The following is a 15,877-nucleotide window of genomic DNA, read 5'->3' on the forward strand; positions in this document are numbered from 1 at the left end:
GCAATCCCGCCCATCCGTCCCGAGACGACCATAAGGCCTGGCATCCGCTTGCCGCAAGCGCGCCCGGCGTGATCGTGCAAATCCCTCGCAACCTCCCGTCGTCCCCCGTTTTTCGAACCGCCGGCATTAAACCGTCCGGCCACATCTGCTAGCGTGCCGGCATGAACATGCACACGCCCGCCGAGACCGACGCCCCCGAGGTGATGACACCGCCGCAGCCCGGCGCTGCCGCCGTCACCCCGATGATGGAGCAGTTCATCGAGATCAAGGCGGCGAACCCGGATTCGCTGCTGTTCTACCGCATGGGCGATTTCTACGAGCTGTTTTTCGACGATGCCGAGAAGGCGAGCCGGGCGCTGGGCATCGTGCTGACCAAACGCGGCAAGCATCAGGGCCACGACATTCCGATGTGCGGCGTGCCGGTGCACGCGGCCGACGACTATCTGCAGAAGCTGATCGGCCAGGGATTCCGCGTCGCCGTCTGCGAACAGATCGAGGATCCGGCCGAGGCCAAGAAGCGCGGTTCCAAATCGGTGGTGCGCCGCGACGTGGTGCGGCTGGTGACGCCCGGCACGATCACCGAGGACAAATTGCTGGCGCCGTCGGAATCGAGCTTCCTGATGGCGCTGGGGCGGGTGAAGGGGGGCAGTGAGAACAGCTTCGCGATTGCCTGGATCGACATCTCGACCGGCGCCTTCCGCGTCGCCGAAACCACCGCCGACCGGCTGCTGGCCGACATCTTCCGCGTCGATCCGCGCGAACTGATCGTCGCCGAGCCCGTGTTCCACGATCCCGAACTGAAACCGGTGTTCGACGTGCTCGGCCGCGTCGCCAACCCGCAGCCGCCGTCGCTGTTCGATTCGGCCTCGGCCACGGGGCGTATCGCACGCTTCTTCGATGTCGCGACACCGGACAGTTTCGGCACGTTTTCGCGTGCCGAACTGTCGGCGATATCGGGCGCCATCGCCTATGTCGAGAAGACGCAAAAGGCCGAGCGGCCGCCGCTGTCGCGGCCCGAGCGCGAGGAGCAGGGCTCGACCCTGTTCATCGATCCGGCGACACGCGGCAATCTGGAGCTGCTGCGGACATTGTCCGGCAGCAGGGAAGGTTCCCTGTTCAAGGCCATAGACCGCACGGTGACGGGTGGCGGCGCAAGGCTGCTCGCCGACCGCCTGATGGCGCCGCTGACCGATCCGGCGGCGATTGTCGCGCGGCTGGATTCGGTGTCGTTCTTCCGCTCAGAAGTACGGCTTTGCCAGTCAGTGCGGATGAGCCTGAAGAGCGTCGCCGACATGCCGCGCGCCCTGTCCCGGCTGGCGCTCAACCGCGGCGGTCCGCGCGACCTCGGCGCGCTGCGCGCCGGCTTCGAGGCGGCCGGTGCCATCGCCGAGATCTTTGCCGCCACCACCCTGCCCCAGGAATTGGCTGATGCGATGGCCGCAATTCAGGCGCTGCCCAAGGCACTTGCCCAGCATCTCACCCAGGCGCTCGGCGAGGAACTGCCGCTGCTCAAGCGCGACGGCGGCTTCATTCGCGGCGGCTACCATGCCGAACTCGACGAGATGCGGGCACTGCGCGACGAGTCGCGAAAGGTGATCGCCGGGCTGGAGCGCTCGCTGATCGAGGAGACCGGCATTCGCTCGCTGAAGATCCGGCACAACAATGTGCTGGGATACTACATCGAGGTGACCGCCAACCATCATGCCATCATGACCGGCAGCGATGGCGCCAAGGCGCGTTTCATTCACCGCCAGACCATGGCCAACGCCATGCGCTTCACCACGACGGAACTCGCCGAACTCGAAACCAAGATCGCCAATGCCGCCGACCGGGCATTGGGCATCGAGCTTGCCGCCTTCGACGCGCTGACGGCGGAAGCGGTCGGCGCGGCAGAGGCGATCCGCGCCGGCGCCGACGCGCTCGCCGTGTTCGACGTGTCGGCCGCACTTGCGCTTTTGTCGGAAAGCGAGGCCTGGTGCCGGCCAGTGGTGGATTCCAGCCTTGCCTTCGAGATATCAGGGGGCCGGCATCCGGTGGTCGAACAGGCGCTGCGCCGTTCGGGCGAAGGCCCGTTCGTCGCCAATGATTGCGACCTGTCGCCGGAAGGCAGTGCCAAGAACGGCGCGATCTGGCTGCTGACCGGGCCGAACATGGGTGGTAAGTCGACGTTCCTGCGGCAGAACGCGCTGATCGCCATCCTGGCCCAGACCGGCTCCTTCGTGCCGGCGCGGAGCGCCCATATCGGCGTCGTCGACCGGCTGTTCTCACGCGTCGGCGCCTCGGACGATCTGGCGCGCGGCCGTTCGACCTTCATGGTCGAGATGGTCGAGACGGCGGCGATCTTGAACCAGGCCGGCGAACGGGCGTTGGTGATCCTCGACGAGATCGGTCGCGGCACCGCTACGTTCGACGGCCTGTCAATCGCCTGGGCGGCGGTCGAGTATCTGCACGAGAAGAACCGCTGCCGGGCGATCTTCGCCACCCATTTCCACGAAATGACGTCACTCGCCGGCAAATTGGCGCGGCTTCATAACGTCACCATGCGGGTCAAGGAATGGGAAGGCGACGTCGTCTTCCTGCACGAGGTCGGCAAGGGGGCGGCCGACCGCTCCTACGGCGTCCAGGTGGCGCGGCTGGCCGGCCTGCCGGAAGCGGTGGTCGACCGGGCCAAGGCGGTGCTGCACCAGTTGGAGGAAGGCGAGGTTTCCGGCAAGACCAACCGGCTGGTCGACGACCTGCCGCTGTTTTCGGTGGCGGTGAAGCGGGAGGCGCCGAAGCCGGTGAAGAGCGATGCGGTGGGCGCCGCGCTCGGCGACCTCAATCCCGACGAGATGACGCCGAAGGAAGCGCTCGAAGCGCTCTACCGGCTGAAGGGTTTGGCGACCAAGCCATAGGCTTTGAAGCTTCCACTCGCTGTTGACTCATTGTACCGTTCGGTACAATGTCTGTCGATTGTGACCGACAGGGAGATTCGGATGAGCCGTCCGCCATTGCCGCCGTTCACCGCCGAGACAGCCGCGCAAAAGGCGCGGCTGGCCGAGGACGCCTGGAATAGCCGCGATCCGGAAAGGGTGTCACTCGCCTATACCGAGGACAGCGTTTGGCGCAATCGCGCCGAATTCGTCACCGGCAGAAGCGAGATCGTCGGCTTTCTCCAGCGCAAATGGGCACGCGAGCTCGACTACCGCCTGATCAAGGAGGTTTGGACCTGGAACGAAAATCGCATCGCCGTGCGCTTCGCCTATGAATGGCACGACGACAGCGGTCATTGGTTCCGCTCCTACGGCAATGAGAACTGGGAGTTCGACGGGGCCGGACTGATGCGCCGTCGCGTCGCAAGCATCAACGACGTGCCGATCATCGAGAGCGAACGCAAATATCACTGGCCGCTCGGCCGTCGGCCCGACGATCATCCTGGCCTGACGGAACTCGGCCTGTAGAGCATGATCCCGAAAAGTGTGTCGCGGTTTTCGGCAAAGATCATGCTCAAGCGGAAAGAGTAACATGCGCAGGATCGCGCCCGATCGCGCCGACCTGCTCGCCAGCATCGGCGAGATTTTCCGCGAGCATGGCTATGAGGGGGCCAGCCTGACGCTGATCGGTGCGGCGACGGGGCTTGGCAAGGGCAGCCTCTATCACTTCTTTCCCGGCGGCAAGGAAGAGATGGCGGCGGCGGTCATTGCCCATATAGATGGCTGGTTCGAGGAAAATGTCTTCGTGCCGCTGCGCGACAATCAAGACCCCCGCGCGGGCATCGACCGCATGTTCGAAGCAACCGACGCCTATTTCCGTTCGGGGCGCCGGGTGTGTCTCATCGGCGCTTTCGCCCTGGATGAATCCCGCGACCTTTTCGCCAAGGCGATCAAAAGCTATTTCGGCCGCTGGGTGGCGCATCTTGCCGAAGCCTTGACCCGCGGCGGCCGCGGCCCTGCCCAGGCGCAAGACCTCGCCGAGGAAACGGTCGGCGCCATCCAGGGGGCGCTGATGCTGGCGCGTGCCTTCGACGATACGGCGGTTTTTTCCCGCGCGCTGCGGCGCGCGCGGGCTGCGCTCGTCTAGACTAGATCATCTCAAGCCCGCGCTTGCGGGTCGGTGGTGGAAAAGCGCGATCGAGTTCGGCGACGTCTTCAGCCGTCAGTCTGATGTCGAGCGCGGCGACGTTCTGGCGGACATGCTCCTGGCTGCTGGCTTTCGGAATGGCGATGACGCCAGGCTGCGCCATCACCCAGGCAAGCGCGATCTGTGCGGCCGTGGCATTGTGACGGACGGCAATGGCTTCCAGCCTCGCATTGCGCGCCAGCGCTCCCTGCTCGACCGGCGAATAGGCCATCAGCGGAATGCCATGCTCCCGGCTCCATGGCGCAAGGTCGAATTCGGGGCCGCGCCGCGACAGATTGTAGAGCACTTGATTGGTCTGGACGTTGCCGCCAGCGACGAGGCCGGCCAGCTCCTCCATCTCGTCGGTGTCGAAATTGCTGACGCCCCAGTGGCGGATCTTGCCGGCTTTCTTCAACCCCTCGAAGGCCTCGACCGTCTCGGCCAACGGCACGCTGCCCGGCCAGTGCAGCAGATAAAGATCGATGCGATCGGTGCGCAGGCGCTTCATGCTTTTCTCGCAAGCCGCCGGCACGCCGGTTCGCGAGGCATTGGACGGCAGCACCTTGGAGACGAGGAAGAGTTCGTCGCGGCGCCCGGCAATGGCTTCGGCCACCACCTCCTCGGCACCGCCGCTGGCATACATTTCGGCGGTGTCGATCAGCGTCATGCCAAGGTCCAGCCCAAGCTTCAAGGCATTGACCTCCCCGGCTCGACGGCGGGCGTCCTCGCCCATTTTCCAGGTGCCCTGTCCGAGCACCTGGACGGCTTCTCCCGATGGCAGCTTGGTGGTTCTTATCGTTGTGGGCATGGGGGCTCCTGGGGTAGGCAGTCGAGGCGCATGGCATCACAAGCGCACGGAGAAATCCAGAATGGAGCCCGGATTCTCCCGTTGCGGCCGTAGATGCCTACTTCACCGGATGGGCGGCAAGCCAATCCTGCATCTGCTTGATTTCGGCTTCCTGCGCGGCGATGACGCCTTCGGCCAGTTTGCGGATCTCGGAATCCTTGCCATTGGCAAGCTCCACCTTGGCCATGTCGATGGCGCCCTGATGGTGCGGGATCATGCCACGGACGAAATCGACATCGGCATTGCCGGTATATTGCGAGGCCATCATGTCGGTATGCATTTTGTCCATCGCCGCCTTGTAGCCCGCTGTCGAAGGGCTTTCCGCTCCCATGGCCATGGCGCCCATGTCGTGCTTCATCTCCTCGCTCTGCGCCGGCACGCTTTCGAGGAAGACGGCAAGCAGCATTCCGGCCGCCATCAGCAGCAGCACGAGTTTTTTAGCCAAGGTCATTCAGATCTCCTGTGGGTTGGATTTCGTATCTGGGGGTTAAACTCAGAGTTTCAACGTTCTCAGCCGCAATGCGTTGGCGATGACCGAGACCGAGGACAGGCTCATCGCCGCCGCCGCCAGCATCGGCGACAGAAGCGTGCCGGTGAGCGGATAGAGCACGCCGGCCGCGACCGGCACGCCAAGCACGTTGTAGAGGAAGGCGAAGAACAGGTTCTGCCGGATGTTGCCGATGGTCGCCCGGGCCAGGGTGCGGGCGCGGACGATGCCGTTCAGGTCGCCCTTGACCAAGGTGATGCCGGCGCTTTCGACCGCGACGTCGGCGCCGGTTCCCATGGCGATGCCGACATCGGCGGCGGCGAGCGCGGGCGCATCGTTGACGCCGTCGCCGGCCATGGCGACGCCGGCACCCTTGCCGCGCAGTTCCTCGACGAGCGCTGCCTTCTGTTCCGGCAAGAGACCTGCCCTAACTTCGTCAATACCGAGGCTTCCAGCGATCGCCCTGGCCGTGCGCTCATTGTCGCCGGTCGCCATGATGATCCTCAACCCACTGTCATGCAGCGCCTTGATCGCCTCGGCCGTGGTCGCCTTGACGGGGTCGGCGACGGCGACGATGCCGGCCAGTCTGCCGTCGACAGCAACGAACATCGCCGTCTTGCCATTGCCCTGCAAGGTTTCCACGCTGGGCAGGACCGCGGAAATGTCGACGCTGAGGTCGTGCATCATCGCGGCATTGCCGAGCGCGACCTTGTTGCCCGACACCGTGCCGGAAACGCCCTTGCCGGTAACCGCCTCGAAGCTGCCGGCCTCCGCAATCTTCACGCCGCGCTGGCCCGCGCCTTCGACGATGGCCTCTGCCAGCGGGTGTTCGGACCCCTTCTCCAGGCTCGCCGCCAGCCCCAGCAATTCGTCCTCGGAAAAGCCCGTCGTGGCAACGACATCGGTCAATTTCGGCCGGCCCTCGGTCAGCGTGCCGGTCTTGTCGACGATCAGCGTGTCGACGGAGGCGAAGCGTTCGAGCGCGGCGGCCTCCTTGATCAGCACGCCGGCATGCGCGCCGCGCCCGGTGGCGGTCATGATCGACATCGGCGTGGCGAGTCCCAGCGCACAGGGACAGGCGATGATCAGCACCGAAACCGCCGAGACGATGGCGAAGATCAGGCTGGGCTCGGGGCCGAAGACCGCCCAGGCGATGAACGCGGCGATCGCGACCAGGACGACGGCGGGGACAAAATAGAACGAGACGCGGTCGGCCAGGCCCTGGATTGGCGCGCGCGAGCGCTGTGCCTTGGCGACGAGTTCGACGATGCGCGACAGCGTGGTGTCGGCGCCGATCCGCTCGGCGCGCATGATCAGCGAGCCGTTCTTGTTGAGCGTGCCGCCGGTCAAGGCATCGCCCTCGGCCTTCTCGACCGGCAGGGGTTCGCCGGTGATCATCGATTCGTCGATGGAGGAGCGGCCTTCGAGCACCATGCCGTCGACCGGGACAGCGTCGCCGGGACGGATGCGCAGGCGATCGCCGGTCTTGACCTCGTCCAGCGCTACATCCTTCTCGGAGCCGTCCTCGGCGATCCGCCGCGCGGTCTTCGGCGCGAGGTCAAGCAAGGCGCGTATCGCCGATCCGGTCTTTTCGCGGGCGCGCAGTTCCAGCACCTGGCCGAGGAAGACCAGCGCGACGATGACGGCGGCGGCCTCGAAATAGACCGGCACCGCGCCGCCATGGCCGCGGAACTGATGCGGAAACATGTCCGGGAAGAGCGTGGCGACGACGCTGTAGAGATAGGCGGCGCCGACGCCAAGCGAGATCAGCGTCCACATGTTGGGGCTGCGGTTGAGGATCGAGTCCCAGCCGCGATGGAAGAATGGGAAGGCGGCCCAGAGCACCACGGGGCTCGCCAGCACCAGTTCGATCCAGACCTTCGCGCGATCCTCGACCAGGCCTTCGAGCGACAGGCCGACCATAGGCGCCATGGCGACGATCAGCAGCGGGACCGACAGCACCGCGCTCACCCAGAGCCGCCTGGTGAAATCGACCAGTTCGGGATTTGGCCCTTCATCGCCTGTCGGCACGCCCATCGGCTCGAGGGCCATACCGCAGATCGGGCAGGAGCCGGGCTTGTCGCGGATGATCTGCGGATGCATCGGGCAGGTATATTGCGTGCCCTTGGGCATCGGCGCCGGAGCCGGCCTGTCGCCGAGATAGGTGTGCGGCGCAGCCTCGAACTTCGCCTTGCAACCGGCGGAACAGAAATAGAAGCCTTGGCCTTCATGACGGGCGAAATGTTTCGCCGTCGAACGGTCGACGCTCATGCCGCAGACAGGGTCGGCGGCCGTCAGGTAGGTTTCCGGCTCGGCCTGGAACTTCGAACGGCAGCGCTCGCTGCAGAAATGATAGAGGCGGCCGCCATGCCCGGATGTCGGCTTGGCGGCGGCTGGATCCACGGTCATGCCGCAGACCGGATCGCGCAAAACCGCATTCGCGGCGGCGCCTTTCGGCGTGCAACAGCCGCCATGCGAGCCATGCGTGTGATGATCGTGATCTGGATGCGTCATTCTGAAAAATGCCTTGATGTCACTGCTTCGAACCCGAGGTAGTGCTTCCAGTAACTGGAAGGTCAAGGGCAGTTTTGATTTTCCGCATTTCGGGCTCGTGAAATCAGTTGAATGCCCCCTGCACAAAGGCACCGGCCGTGCTAAAATCGCGCTTTCTAATGTTGCTCACCGCGTCACGTTCATCCCGCCAGATCCCGATCGACAATGAAGCGCCTGGTCATAAATCTCGATCGATCCCCGGACCGGCTTGCCCATATGACGGCGGAGTTTGCGCGCATCGGCCTCGGATTCGAGCGGATTGCCGCAATCGATGCGAGGGATCATCCAGACCTAGTGCCGCAGCGTCCAAATTCACTGCATGCGGTGCGGCGCCTCGCCGGCAGCGAGATCGCTTGCCTGCATAGCCATCGCGCCTGCTGGAGGATCATCGCGCAAGACGACGCCCCCTTTGGCGCCATCTTTGAGGACGACATGGTGTTTTCCGCAAGGGCCGGCGCACTGCTCGCCGATACGGACTGGATTCCGGCCGACACCGATATCGTCAAGCTCGAGACATTCTTCCACACGACCGTGATCCAGCGAGAGAGAATACCCGTGGGCCACGGTTTTTCGGTGTTCAGGCTCCGAAACAACCATATCGGAACCGGGGGCTATCTGCTCTCCAGGCAAGCGGCACGCGCCCTTCTCGAGGCGACCTGCGATGTCGACGTGGCGGTGGACAATCTCATCTTCGACCCTGCACTCGCGACGTCGGCGGGCAAAACGATCTACCAGCTTGTCCCGGCCCTCTGTGCGCAGGAGCAGTTCGTGGGCAACAGCTTGCCGAGCCTGCTCGACCAGGGACGGGAGGCCGAGTGGGTGGCAAGCGGGCTCGCCAATGGGCACAGGATACCTGCTATCGCACGGATCCGCAGGGAGGCCCGGCGGGCAACGCGGCAGATCGCGGATTTCTGCAGGCTGCGGCGGCGGATTGTCGTTCCGCTCGCTCCAGTCGAGGCAAACGACTAGGGCATTTGCCGGATTGACGGTAGGCCCATACCCACCGCCGTGAAAACACGCTATAGACGCCGCCCAAAAGGCAAGGCCAACGGTATCCATGGCGAGAATCTCCCTGAAGCTCGACGAACTGATCGACGGCGACGCTTTGCGTCGTGAGATGACCGCGCTGACCGCGGCCAGCGCCGGCGACGGTTCCAGCCAGGCCATCCGTGCCGCCGTTCTTCAGCTTCTCAAGGGGCGTCTCGCCGAGGGCCGCAAGACAGCCGAGGCCATGCTGATGCAGGATGGCGGCGGCAACGCCTGCGCCGAGCGGCTGTCGCACCTGATGGACGAGCTGATCCGCGCGCTCTACGATTTTGCCGCGACGCATGTCTACCGGGTGAAGAACCGGTCCTCGTCCGAACGCATGGCGGTCGTTGCCGTCGGCGGCTATGGCCGCGGCACGCTAGCGCCGGGATCCGACATCGACCTTCTGTTCCTGCTGCCCTACAAGCAGACGCCGTGGGGCGAACAGACGGTCGAATACATGCTCTACATGCTGTGGGACCTGGGGCTGAAGGTCGGCCATGCCACCCGCAACATCGAAGAGTGCCTCAGGCTGTCGCGCACCGACATCACCATCCGCACCTCGATCCTGGAAGCGCGGTTCCTGTGGGGCGAACGCAAGCTCTATGACGAGCTGATGCTGCGCTTCGACCATGAGGTGGTGCGCACCACCGGCCCGGAATATGTGCAGGCCAAGCTCGCCGAACGCGACGAGCGCCATGCCAAGGCCGGCGAGAGCCGCTATCTGGTCGAGCCAAATGTCAAGGACGGCAAGGGCGGCCTGCGCGACCTGCAGACGCTGTTCTGGATCGGCAAATATTTTTATCGCGTGCGCACCGGCGAGGAACTGGTCGAGAAGGGCGTCTTCACGCAGGCCGAGTACCGCGAATTCCAGAAGGCCGAGGATTTCCTGTGGGCGGTGCGCTGCCACATGCATTTCCTCACGGGGAAGGCCGAGGAACGGCTGCATTTCGACATCCAGCGCGAGATCGCCGAACGGCTCGGTTATACGACACATCCCGGCCTGTCGGCGGTCGAACGCTTCATGAAGCATTATTTCCTCGTCGCCAAGGATGTCGGCGACCTGACCCGCATCTTCTGCGCCGCGCTGGAGGAGGAGCAGGCCAAGCATGTGCCTGGCTTCAACCGCATCTTCCTCACCTTCCAGCGCCGCAAGCGCAAGCTCGCCGGGACGTCGGACTTCATCGTCGACAACCACCGCATCAACATCGCCGACGACCAGGTGTTCGAGCGCGACCCCGTCAATCTTCTCAGGCTGTTCTGGTTCGCCGACAAGCACGGGCTGGAATTCCATCCCGATGCGCTGAAACTGCTCACCCGTTCGCTCGGCCTGGTCAACAAGTCGCTCAGGCGCGACGAGGAGGCCAACCGGCTGTTCCTCGACATATTGACCTCGGACCGCAATGCAGAGCTCAATTTGCGGCGCATGAACGAGGCGGGGCTGCTCGGCCGGCTGATCCCGGACTTCGGCAAGATCGTCGCGATGATGCAGTTCTCGATGTACCACCACTATACGGTGGACGAGCACCTGATCCGCTGCATAGGCGTGCTGGCCGAAATCGAACGCGGCGACGGCGAGAAGGTGCATCCGCTGTCGCATTCGCTGATGCCGGGCCTGAAGAAGAGCCGCGAGGCGCTCTATGTCGCGGTGCTGCTGCACGACATCGCCAAGGGCAGGCCGGAAGACCATTCCGAGGCCGGCGCCAGGATCGCACGACGGATCTGCCCGCATATGGGGCTTTCGCCGGCCGATACGGAAACCGTCGCCTGGCTGGTCGAGAACCACCTCGTGATGTCGATGACGGCGCAGACCCGCGACCTCAACGACCGCAAGACGATCGAGGATTTCGCCTCGATCGTGCAGTCGGTCGAGCGGCTGAAGATGCTGTTGATCCTGACTGTCTGCGACATCAGGGGCGTCGGGCCGGGTGTCTGGAACGGCTGGAAGGGCCAGTTGCTGCGTACGCTCTACTACGAGACCGAACTGCTGCTGACCGGCGGCTTTTCGGAAGTCTCGCGCGCCCAACGCACGGCGGCGGCGCGCGAACGCCTGGCCGAGGCGCTCGCCGACTGGCCCGACAAGGCGCGCAAGCGCTATGTCGGCCTGCATTATGAGAACTACCTCCTGACCGTGGACCTGCCGGACCAGCTTCGCCACGCCGAATTCATCCGTGAGGCGGACGCGGCGGGCAACAAGCTCGCCACCATGGTCAAGACCCACCAGTTCGAGGCGGTGACCGAAATAACCGTGCTGGCGCAGGACCACCCCCGTCTTCTCTCGGTCATTGCCGGGGCATGCGCCGGCGCCGGCGGCAACATCGTCGACGCGCAGATCTTCACCACGTCGGACGGCCGCGCGCTGGACACGATCCTGATATCGAGGGAATTCGACCGCGACGAGGACGAGCGCCGGCGCGCCGAGCGCGTCGGCAGGCTGATCGAGGACGTGCTGTCGGGCAAGAGCTGGCTGCCGGAGATGATCGAGAAACGCACCAAGCCAAGGCGCGGCGCCAAAGTGTTCAAGATCCCGCCGCGCGCCGAAATCCGCAACGCGCTGTCGAACCGGGTTTCGGTCATCGAGGTCGAGGGGCTCGATCGCCCAGGCCTGCTGTCGGAGATAACCGGGACGCTGTCCGATCTCTCGCTCGACATCGCATCGGCGCATATCACCACCTTCGGCGAGAAGGTCATCGACACGTTCTATGTCACCGACCTCACCGGCCAGAAGATCGACAGCCCGGCCCGCATCGCCACAATCCGCAACCGGCTGATGGCGGCGCTCGAAGGCGCGGCGGCCGAACGCGGCGGCAGGGCCAAGGCAGCCGCCGAGTGACGGCCAACATCCCTTTGTCCCTATCCCACAGGCAGTTTGCGAACGCATGAGTCTCGTCAAGAAATTCGCCACCGTCGCGTCCGGCACATTGATGAGCCGTGCGCTCGGTTTCGGCCGCGAGATGCTGATGGCGGCCGCGCTGGGCACCGGGCCGGTCGCGGACGCCTTCAACGCCGCCTTCCAGTTCCCCAACACCTTTCGCCGGCTGTTCGCCGAGGGCGCCTTCAACGCCGCCTTCGTGCCGCTGTTCGCCAAGGAGATCGAGACGCATGGCACCGACGGCGCCAAGCGTTTTTCCGAAGAAGTGTTCGGCGTGCTGTTCTCGGCGCTGCTGGTGCTGACCATCGCCATGGAACTGGCGATGCCGCTGATCGTGCGTTACCTGGTGGCGCCAGGCTTTGCCGACACGCCGGGCAAGTTCGAGACGACCGTCACACTCGCGACGATCATGTTCCCCTATCTGATCTGCATGTCGCTCGCCGCCATGATGGCGGGCATGCTGAACTCGCTGCGCCGCTATTTCGCGGCGGCGATCGCGCCGGCTTTCCTCAACATCATCCTGATCAGCGTGCTTGGCTACGCCTGGTACCATGGGCTGGATGCGCATGCCGTCGGCTTCGCCCTGTCCTGGGGCGTGCTTGCGGCCGGCGTCGTGCAACTCGCCATCGTCTGGGTGGCGGTGCGCAATGCCGGCATCGCGATCGGCTTCCGCCGGCCCAAGATGACGCCGAACGTGAAGCGGCTGCTCATCCTGGCGCTGCCGGCGGCGATCACCGGCGGCATCACCCAGATCAACCAGCTGATCGGAACGGCCATCGCCTCGGCGCAGGACAGTGCCGTCTCCTCGCTCGCCTATGCCGACCGCGTCTACCAATTGCCGCTCGGCGTCGTCGGCGTCGCGGTGGCGATCGTGCTGTTGCCCGAGCTGTCGCGGGCGCTGAAGTCAGGCAATCTGATCGAAGCGGCCAATCTGCAGAACCGCTCGGTCGAGTTCACGCTGTTCATGACCTTGCCGGCGGCGGTGGCGCTGTGGGTGATGTCGGAGCCGATCGTGCGGCTGGTCTATGAGCGTGGCGCCTTCGCCGCCAACCATTCGACCCCTGTCGTGGCGGCGATCCTGGCGATCTTCGGTCTCGGCCTGCCGGCCTTCGTGCTGATCAAGGCCTTCACCCCGGGCTATTTCGCCCGCGAGGACACGCGCACGCCGATGATCTTCGCGGCAATCTCCGTGGCGGTGAACGTCGCCACCGCGCTGACGCTGTTCCCGAGGATGGGCGCGCCTGGCATCGCGGTGGCGTCCGCCGTCGCCGGCTGGGTCAACGCGCTGATGCTGCTTGCCGTGTTGATCCGGCGCGGCCATTGGGGCCGCGACGTGCCGCTCCTGAAGCGTATTCCGCGCCTGGTGCTGTCGGCGGTGGTGATGGGTGTCGCCCTCTATTTCGCCGAGCATTACTTCGCCGCCAGGCTTGGACCGGGCTCGCCACTGGTGATCAAGGCAACGACCGTGCTGGCGCTGGTGGCCGGCGGGGCGACACTCTATTTCGTCACGGCGTTCGCCACCGGCGGCGCCGATTTCGGCATGATCCGGCGCAACGTCGCGCGCAAGGAGACGCCGCCTGTCACGGAGCCGTCTCCAGATCCGTGAGCCTAACGGTGGTGATGCCGCCGACAAGCATCAGCCTTCGCCGGACAATTCGTCGTAGACTTGCCGCGGAAGTGGCGCTTGTGCCTGTTTGCTAAGTTCGATCCCGAATTCGGCCCGAAGCCGCGCCGCTGTCTCCAGCGGCGTCTCGCGGTCGCGTCTGCGCTTGGGCGCTTCCTCCTCCTCAACGGTCACGGGCATCCTATCTCTCATCAGGATCGTACGAAATACACGTCCCAGAATATCATACACATCGACGTCGGCGCTGCCCCTCATTGCCCTGCCGGGCATTTCTCCCCGTGAACGGGGAGAAAGAAGCTGAGTGCGACGATGACGCCTCCCTTACAATGCTGCGATTGGCGAAACCGACCATGACGGCGTCTTTCTCCCCGTCCACCTGGCAGTCCTAGACAGACGCAACAAACACGACGCCGGACAACATCGAACAAACAATTCAGCCCGGAGCAATGGCTCTGCCGCCTCTCATGCACCTCTTGATCCTCGCCCCACTCTCGTCCATAAGCGCGCCGTCGAAAGACTTTCGCCGCGCGCGGTTTCCAGCCGCGTGATTGGCTCCGAAAAGTCTGCAACTTTTCGGAATCATGCTTATACGGCCCTCCACAAGCCATGAGGAACCCATGACCGCCTTCAAGCCACTCGTCTTCTCCGGTGTCCAGCCGACCGGCAATCTGCATCTCGGCAACTATCTCGGCGCCATCAAGAAATTCGTTGCCCTGCAGGATACGTCCGACTGCATCTACTGCGTCGTCGACCTGCATTCGCTGACAGCCCAGCTCGTCCATGACGACCTCGCCGACCAGACGCGCTCGATCACCGCGGCGTTCCTGGCCTCCGGCATCGACCCGAAGAAGCACATCGTCTTCAACCAGTCGCGGGTGATGCAGCATGCCGAACTCGCCTGGATCTTCAATTGCGTCGCGCGCATCGGCTGGATGAACAAGATGACGCAGTTCAAGGACAAGGCCGGCAAGGACCGTGAGAATGCCTCGCTGGGCCTGCTCGCCTATCCCTCGCTCATGGCCGCCGACATCCTGCTCTACCGCGCGACGCACGTGCCGGTGGGCGAGGACCAGAAGCAGCATCTGGAGCTGACCCGCGACATCGCCCAGAAATTCAACAACGATTTCTCCAACCGCATCGCCAGCCTTGGCGTCGGCGTCGAGATGCAGGTCGGCGAGGAGACGGTGAACGGTTTCTTCCCGATCACCGAGCCGGTCATTGGCGGGCCGGCGGCACGCATCATGAGCCTGCGCGACGGGTCGAAGAAAATGTCGAAGTCGGACCCATCGGACCTGTCGCGCATCAACCTGACCGACGATGCCGACACCATCTCGAAGAAGATCCGCAAGGCCAAGACCGACCCGGAGGCATTGCCGAGCGAGGTCGACGGGCTGGAAAGCCGTCCCGAGGCGGAGAACCTGGTCGGCATCTATGCAGGCCTCGCCGAAATGTCGAAGGCCGATGTGCTGCAGCAGTTCGGCGGCCAGCAATTCTCCGTGTTCAAGCCGGCGCTCGCCGATCTCGCGGTGGAGAGGCTGGCGCCGATCGCCAGCGAGATGCGCCGGATCCAGGGCGATCGCGCCTATGTCGACGCCGTGCTCCGGGACGGTGGCGAACGTGCCGGCGTGCTTGCCGAAACAACGATGAAGACTGTGCGCGACATTATCGGCCTGCTGCAGGGCTGAGCCCATCGGTGCATCGGACCATATAGGGCAAGGACGTACTGGCCCAAGACCGGCGGCTTGCCGCCGGTCCGCCGCGGTGGCAGATTGCGGCCGAAAAGATACCGAGTAGATAGACATGGTCTCCAAACGTCTCAGCCGCGAAGCCGGTCATCGCAGGAAATTCCTGACGATCATCGATGACACGCCGGAATGCGAACGCGCCGTCGCCTACGCCTCGAAGCGGGCGCAGAGCACCAGCGGCACGCTGGTGCTGCTCTATGTCATCGTACCGGACGATTTCCAGCACTGGCTGGGCGTCGAGAAGATCATGCGCGAGGAGGCAAACGCCACGGCGCGCGCGGCGCTGGACGGCTACGCCAACAAGGTGCGCCAGAAGCTCGGCATCGAACCGGAGATGGTCGTGCGCGAGGGCAAGCCGACCGAAGAGATCCACAGGCTGATCGAGGAAGACCAGGATATCGCCATTCTGGTGCTGGCGGCCGGCGCCGGCAAGGAAGGGCCGGGGCCGCTGGTTGGCGCCGTGGCCGGCAAGGGTGCCGCCTTCCCCATTCCGGTCACCGTTGTGCCGCAGAATCTGTCGGATGAGGAAATCGACAGCCTCGCCTGAGGCCCGCCCGGGATTCAGTTCCCCAGCCAGCAAAAACATTCCGCCAGCCAGCCATCTGGGCGATGCGTTTCGCTTGAA

12 protein-coding genes are annotated in these 15,877 nt (G+C 64.6%); 8 read left to right on the forward strand and 4 right to left on the reverse strand.

Annotated elements, in window-relative coordinates; translation table 11 throughout:
- The first annotated feature begins 161 nt into the window (after positions 1–161).
- The 3 genes from mutS to FJ948_RS17675 all read left to right on the forward strand — a co-directional run bounded on the left by mutS (position 162) and on the right by FJ948_RS17675 (position 4,059).
- Positions 162–2,894 carry a DNA mismatch repair protein MutS gene (gene mutS, locus FJ948_RS17665; RefSeq protein WP_140706533.1) on the forward strand — a complete coding sequence of 911 codons (2,733 nt, stop codon included), beginning with the start codon at positions 162–164 and terminating at the stop codon, positions 2,892–2,894.
- 81 nt (positions 2,895–2,975) lie between these two features.
- Positions 2,976–3,440: a nuclear transport factor 2 family protein gene (locus FJ948_RS17670; RefSeq protein ID WP_140706535.1), complete on the forward strand. Its 465-nt coding sequence runs from the start codon at positions 2,976–2,978 to the stop codon at positions 3,438–3,440.
- Positions 3,441–3,504: 64 nt separating this feature from the next.
- On the forward strand, positions 3,505–4,059 hold the full coding sequence (locus tag FJ948_RS17675; RefSeq protein ID WP_140706536.1) for a TetR/AcrR family transcriptional regulator: 555 nt from the start codon (positions 3,505–3,507) through the stop codon (positions 4,057–4,059).
- A 1-nt stretch (position 4,060) separates the two neighbouring features.
- Here FJ948_RS17675 and FJ948_RS17680 read toward each other — a convergent pair whose 3' ends face one another.
- The 3 genes from FJ948_RS17680 to FJ948_RS17690 form a co-directional block, all read right to left on the reverse strand.
- Positions 4,061–4,906, reverse strand: a complete 846-nt coding sequence (locus tag FJ948_RS17680) for an aldo/keto reductase (protein ID WP_140706538.1) — start codon at positions 4,904–4,906, stop codon at positions 4,061–4,063.
- 97 nt (positions 4,907–5,003) lie between these two features.
- Positions 5,004–5,396, reverse strand: a complete 393-nt coding sequence (locus FJ948_RS17685) for a DUF305 domain-containing protein (protein ID WP_140706540.1) — start codon at positions 5,394–5,396, stop codon at positions 5,004–5,006.
- Between the two features lie 42 nt (positions 5,397–5,438).
- Positions 5,439–7,946, reverse strand: coding sequence for a heavy metal translocating P-type ATPase (locus tag FJ948_RS17690; protein WP_140706542.1), 2,508 nt, complete (start codon positions 7,944–7,946; stop codon positions 5,439–5,441).
- 204 nt (positions 7,947–8,150) lie between these two features.
- On the opposite strand from FJ948_RS17690, the gene FJ948_RS17695 reads away from it, so the two are divergent.
- The 3 genes from FJ948_RS17695 to murJ all read left to right on the forward strand — a co-directional run bounded on the left by FJ948_RS17695 (position 8,151) and on the right by murJ (position 13,489).
- Complete coding sequence (locus tag FJ948_RS17695; RefSeq protein ID WP_140706544.1) at positions 8,151–8,954, forward strand: glycosyltransferase family 25 protein; 804 nt, start codon at positions 8,151–8,153, stop codon at positions 8,952–8,954.
- Between the two features lie 88 nt (positions 8,955–9,042).
- Complete coding sequence (locus FJ948_RS17700) at positions 9,043–11,844, forward strand: [protein-PII] uridylyltransferase (protein ID WP_140706546.1); 2,802 nt, start codon at positions 9,043–9,045, stop codon at positions 11,842–11,844.
- 46 nt (positions 11,845–11,890) lie between these two features.
- Positions 11,891–13,489 (forward strand): murein biosynthesis integral membrane protein MurJ, encoded by a 1,599-nt coding sequence (gene murJ / locus FJ948_RS17705; RefSeq protein WP_140706548.1) that lies wholly within the window; start codon positions 11,891–11,893, stop codon positions 13,487–13,489.
- Between the two features lie 30 nt (positions 13,490–13,519).
- Here murJ and FJ948_RS30275 read toward each other — a convergent pair whose 3' ends face one another.
- Entirely contained in the window at positions 13,520–13,687 is a 168-nt protein-coding gene (locus tag FJ948_RS30275) for a hypothetical protein (protein WP_181173706.1), read from the reverse strand.
- Between the two features lie 437 nt (positions 13,688–14,124).
- On the opposite strand from FJ948_RS30275, the gene trpS reads away from it, so the two are divergent.
- Both trpS and FJ948_RS17715 read left to right on the forward strand, forming a co-directional pair.
- Positions 14,125–15,192, forward strand: a complete 1,068-nt coding sequence (gene trpS / locus FJ948_RS17710; protein ID WP_140706550.1) for a tryptophan--tRNA ligase — start codon at positions 14,125–14,127, stop codon at positions 15,190–15,192.
- Positions 15,193–15,307: 115 nt separating this feature from the next.
- Positions 15,308–15,799, forward strand: a complete 492-nt coding sequence (locus tag FJ948_RS17715) for a universal stress protein (protein ID WP_140706552.1) — start codon at positions 15,308–15,310, stop codon at positions 15,797–15,799.
- Positions 15,800–15,877: the final 78 nt, after the last annotated feature.

Origin of the sequence: Mesorhizobium sp. B2-3-12 (assembly GCF_006442205.1) — a bacterium.
In the GTDB taxonomy this organism is placed as follows: domain Bacteria; phylum Pseudomonadota; class Alphaproteobacteria; order Rhizobiales; family Rhizobiaceae; genus Mesorhizobium.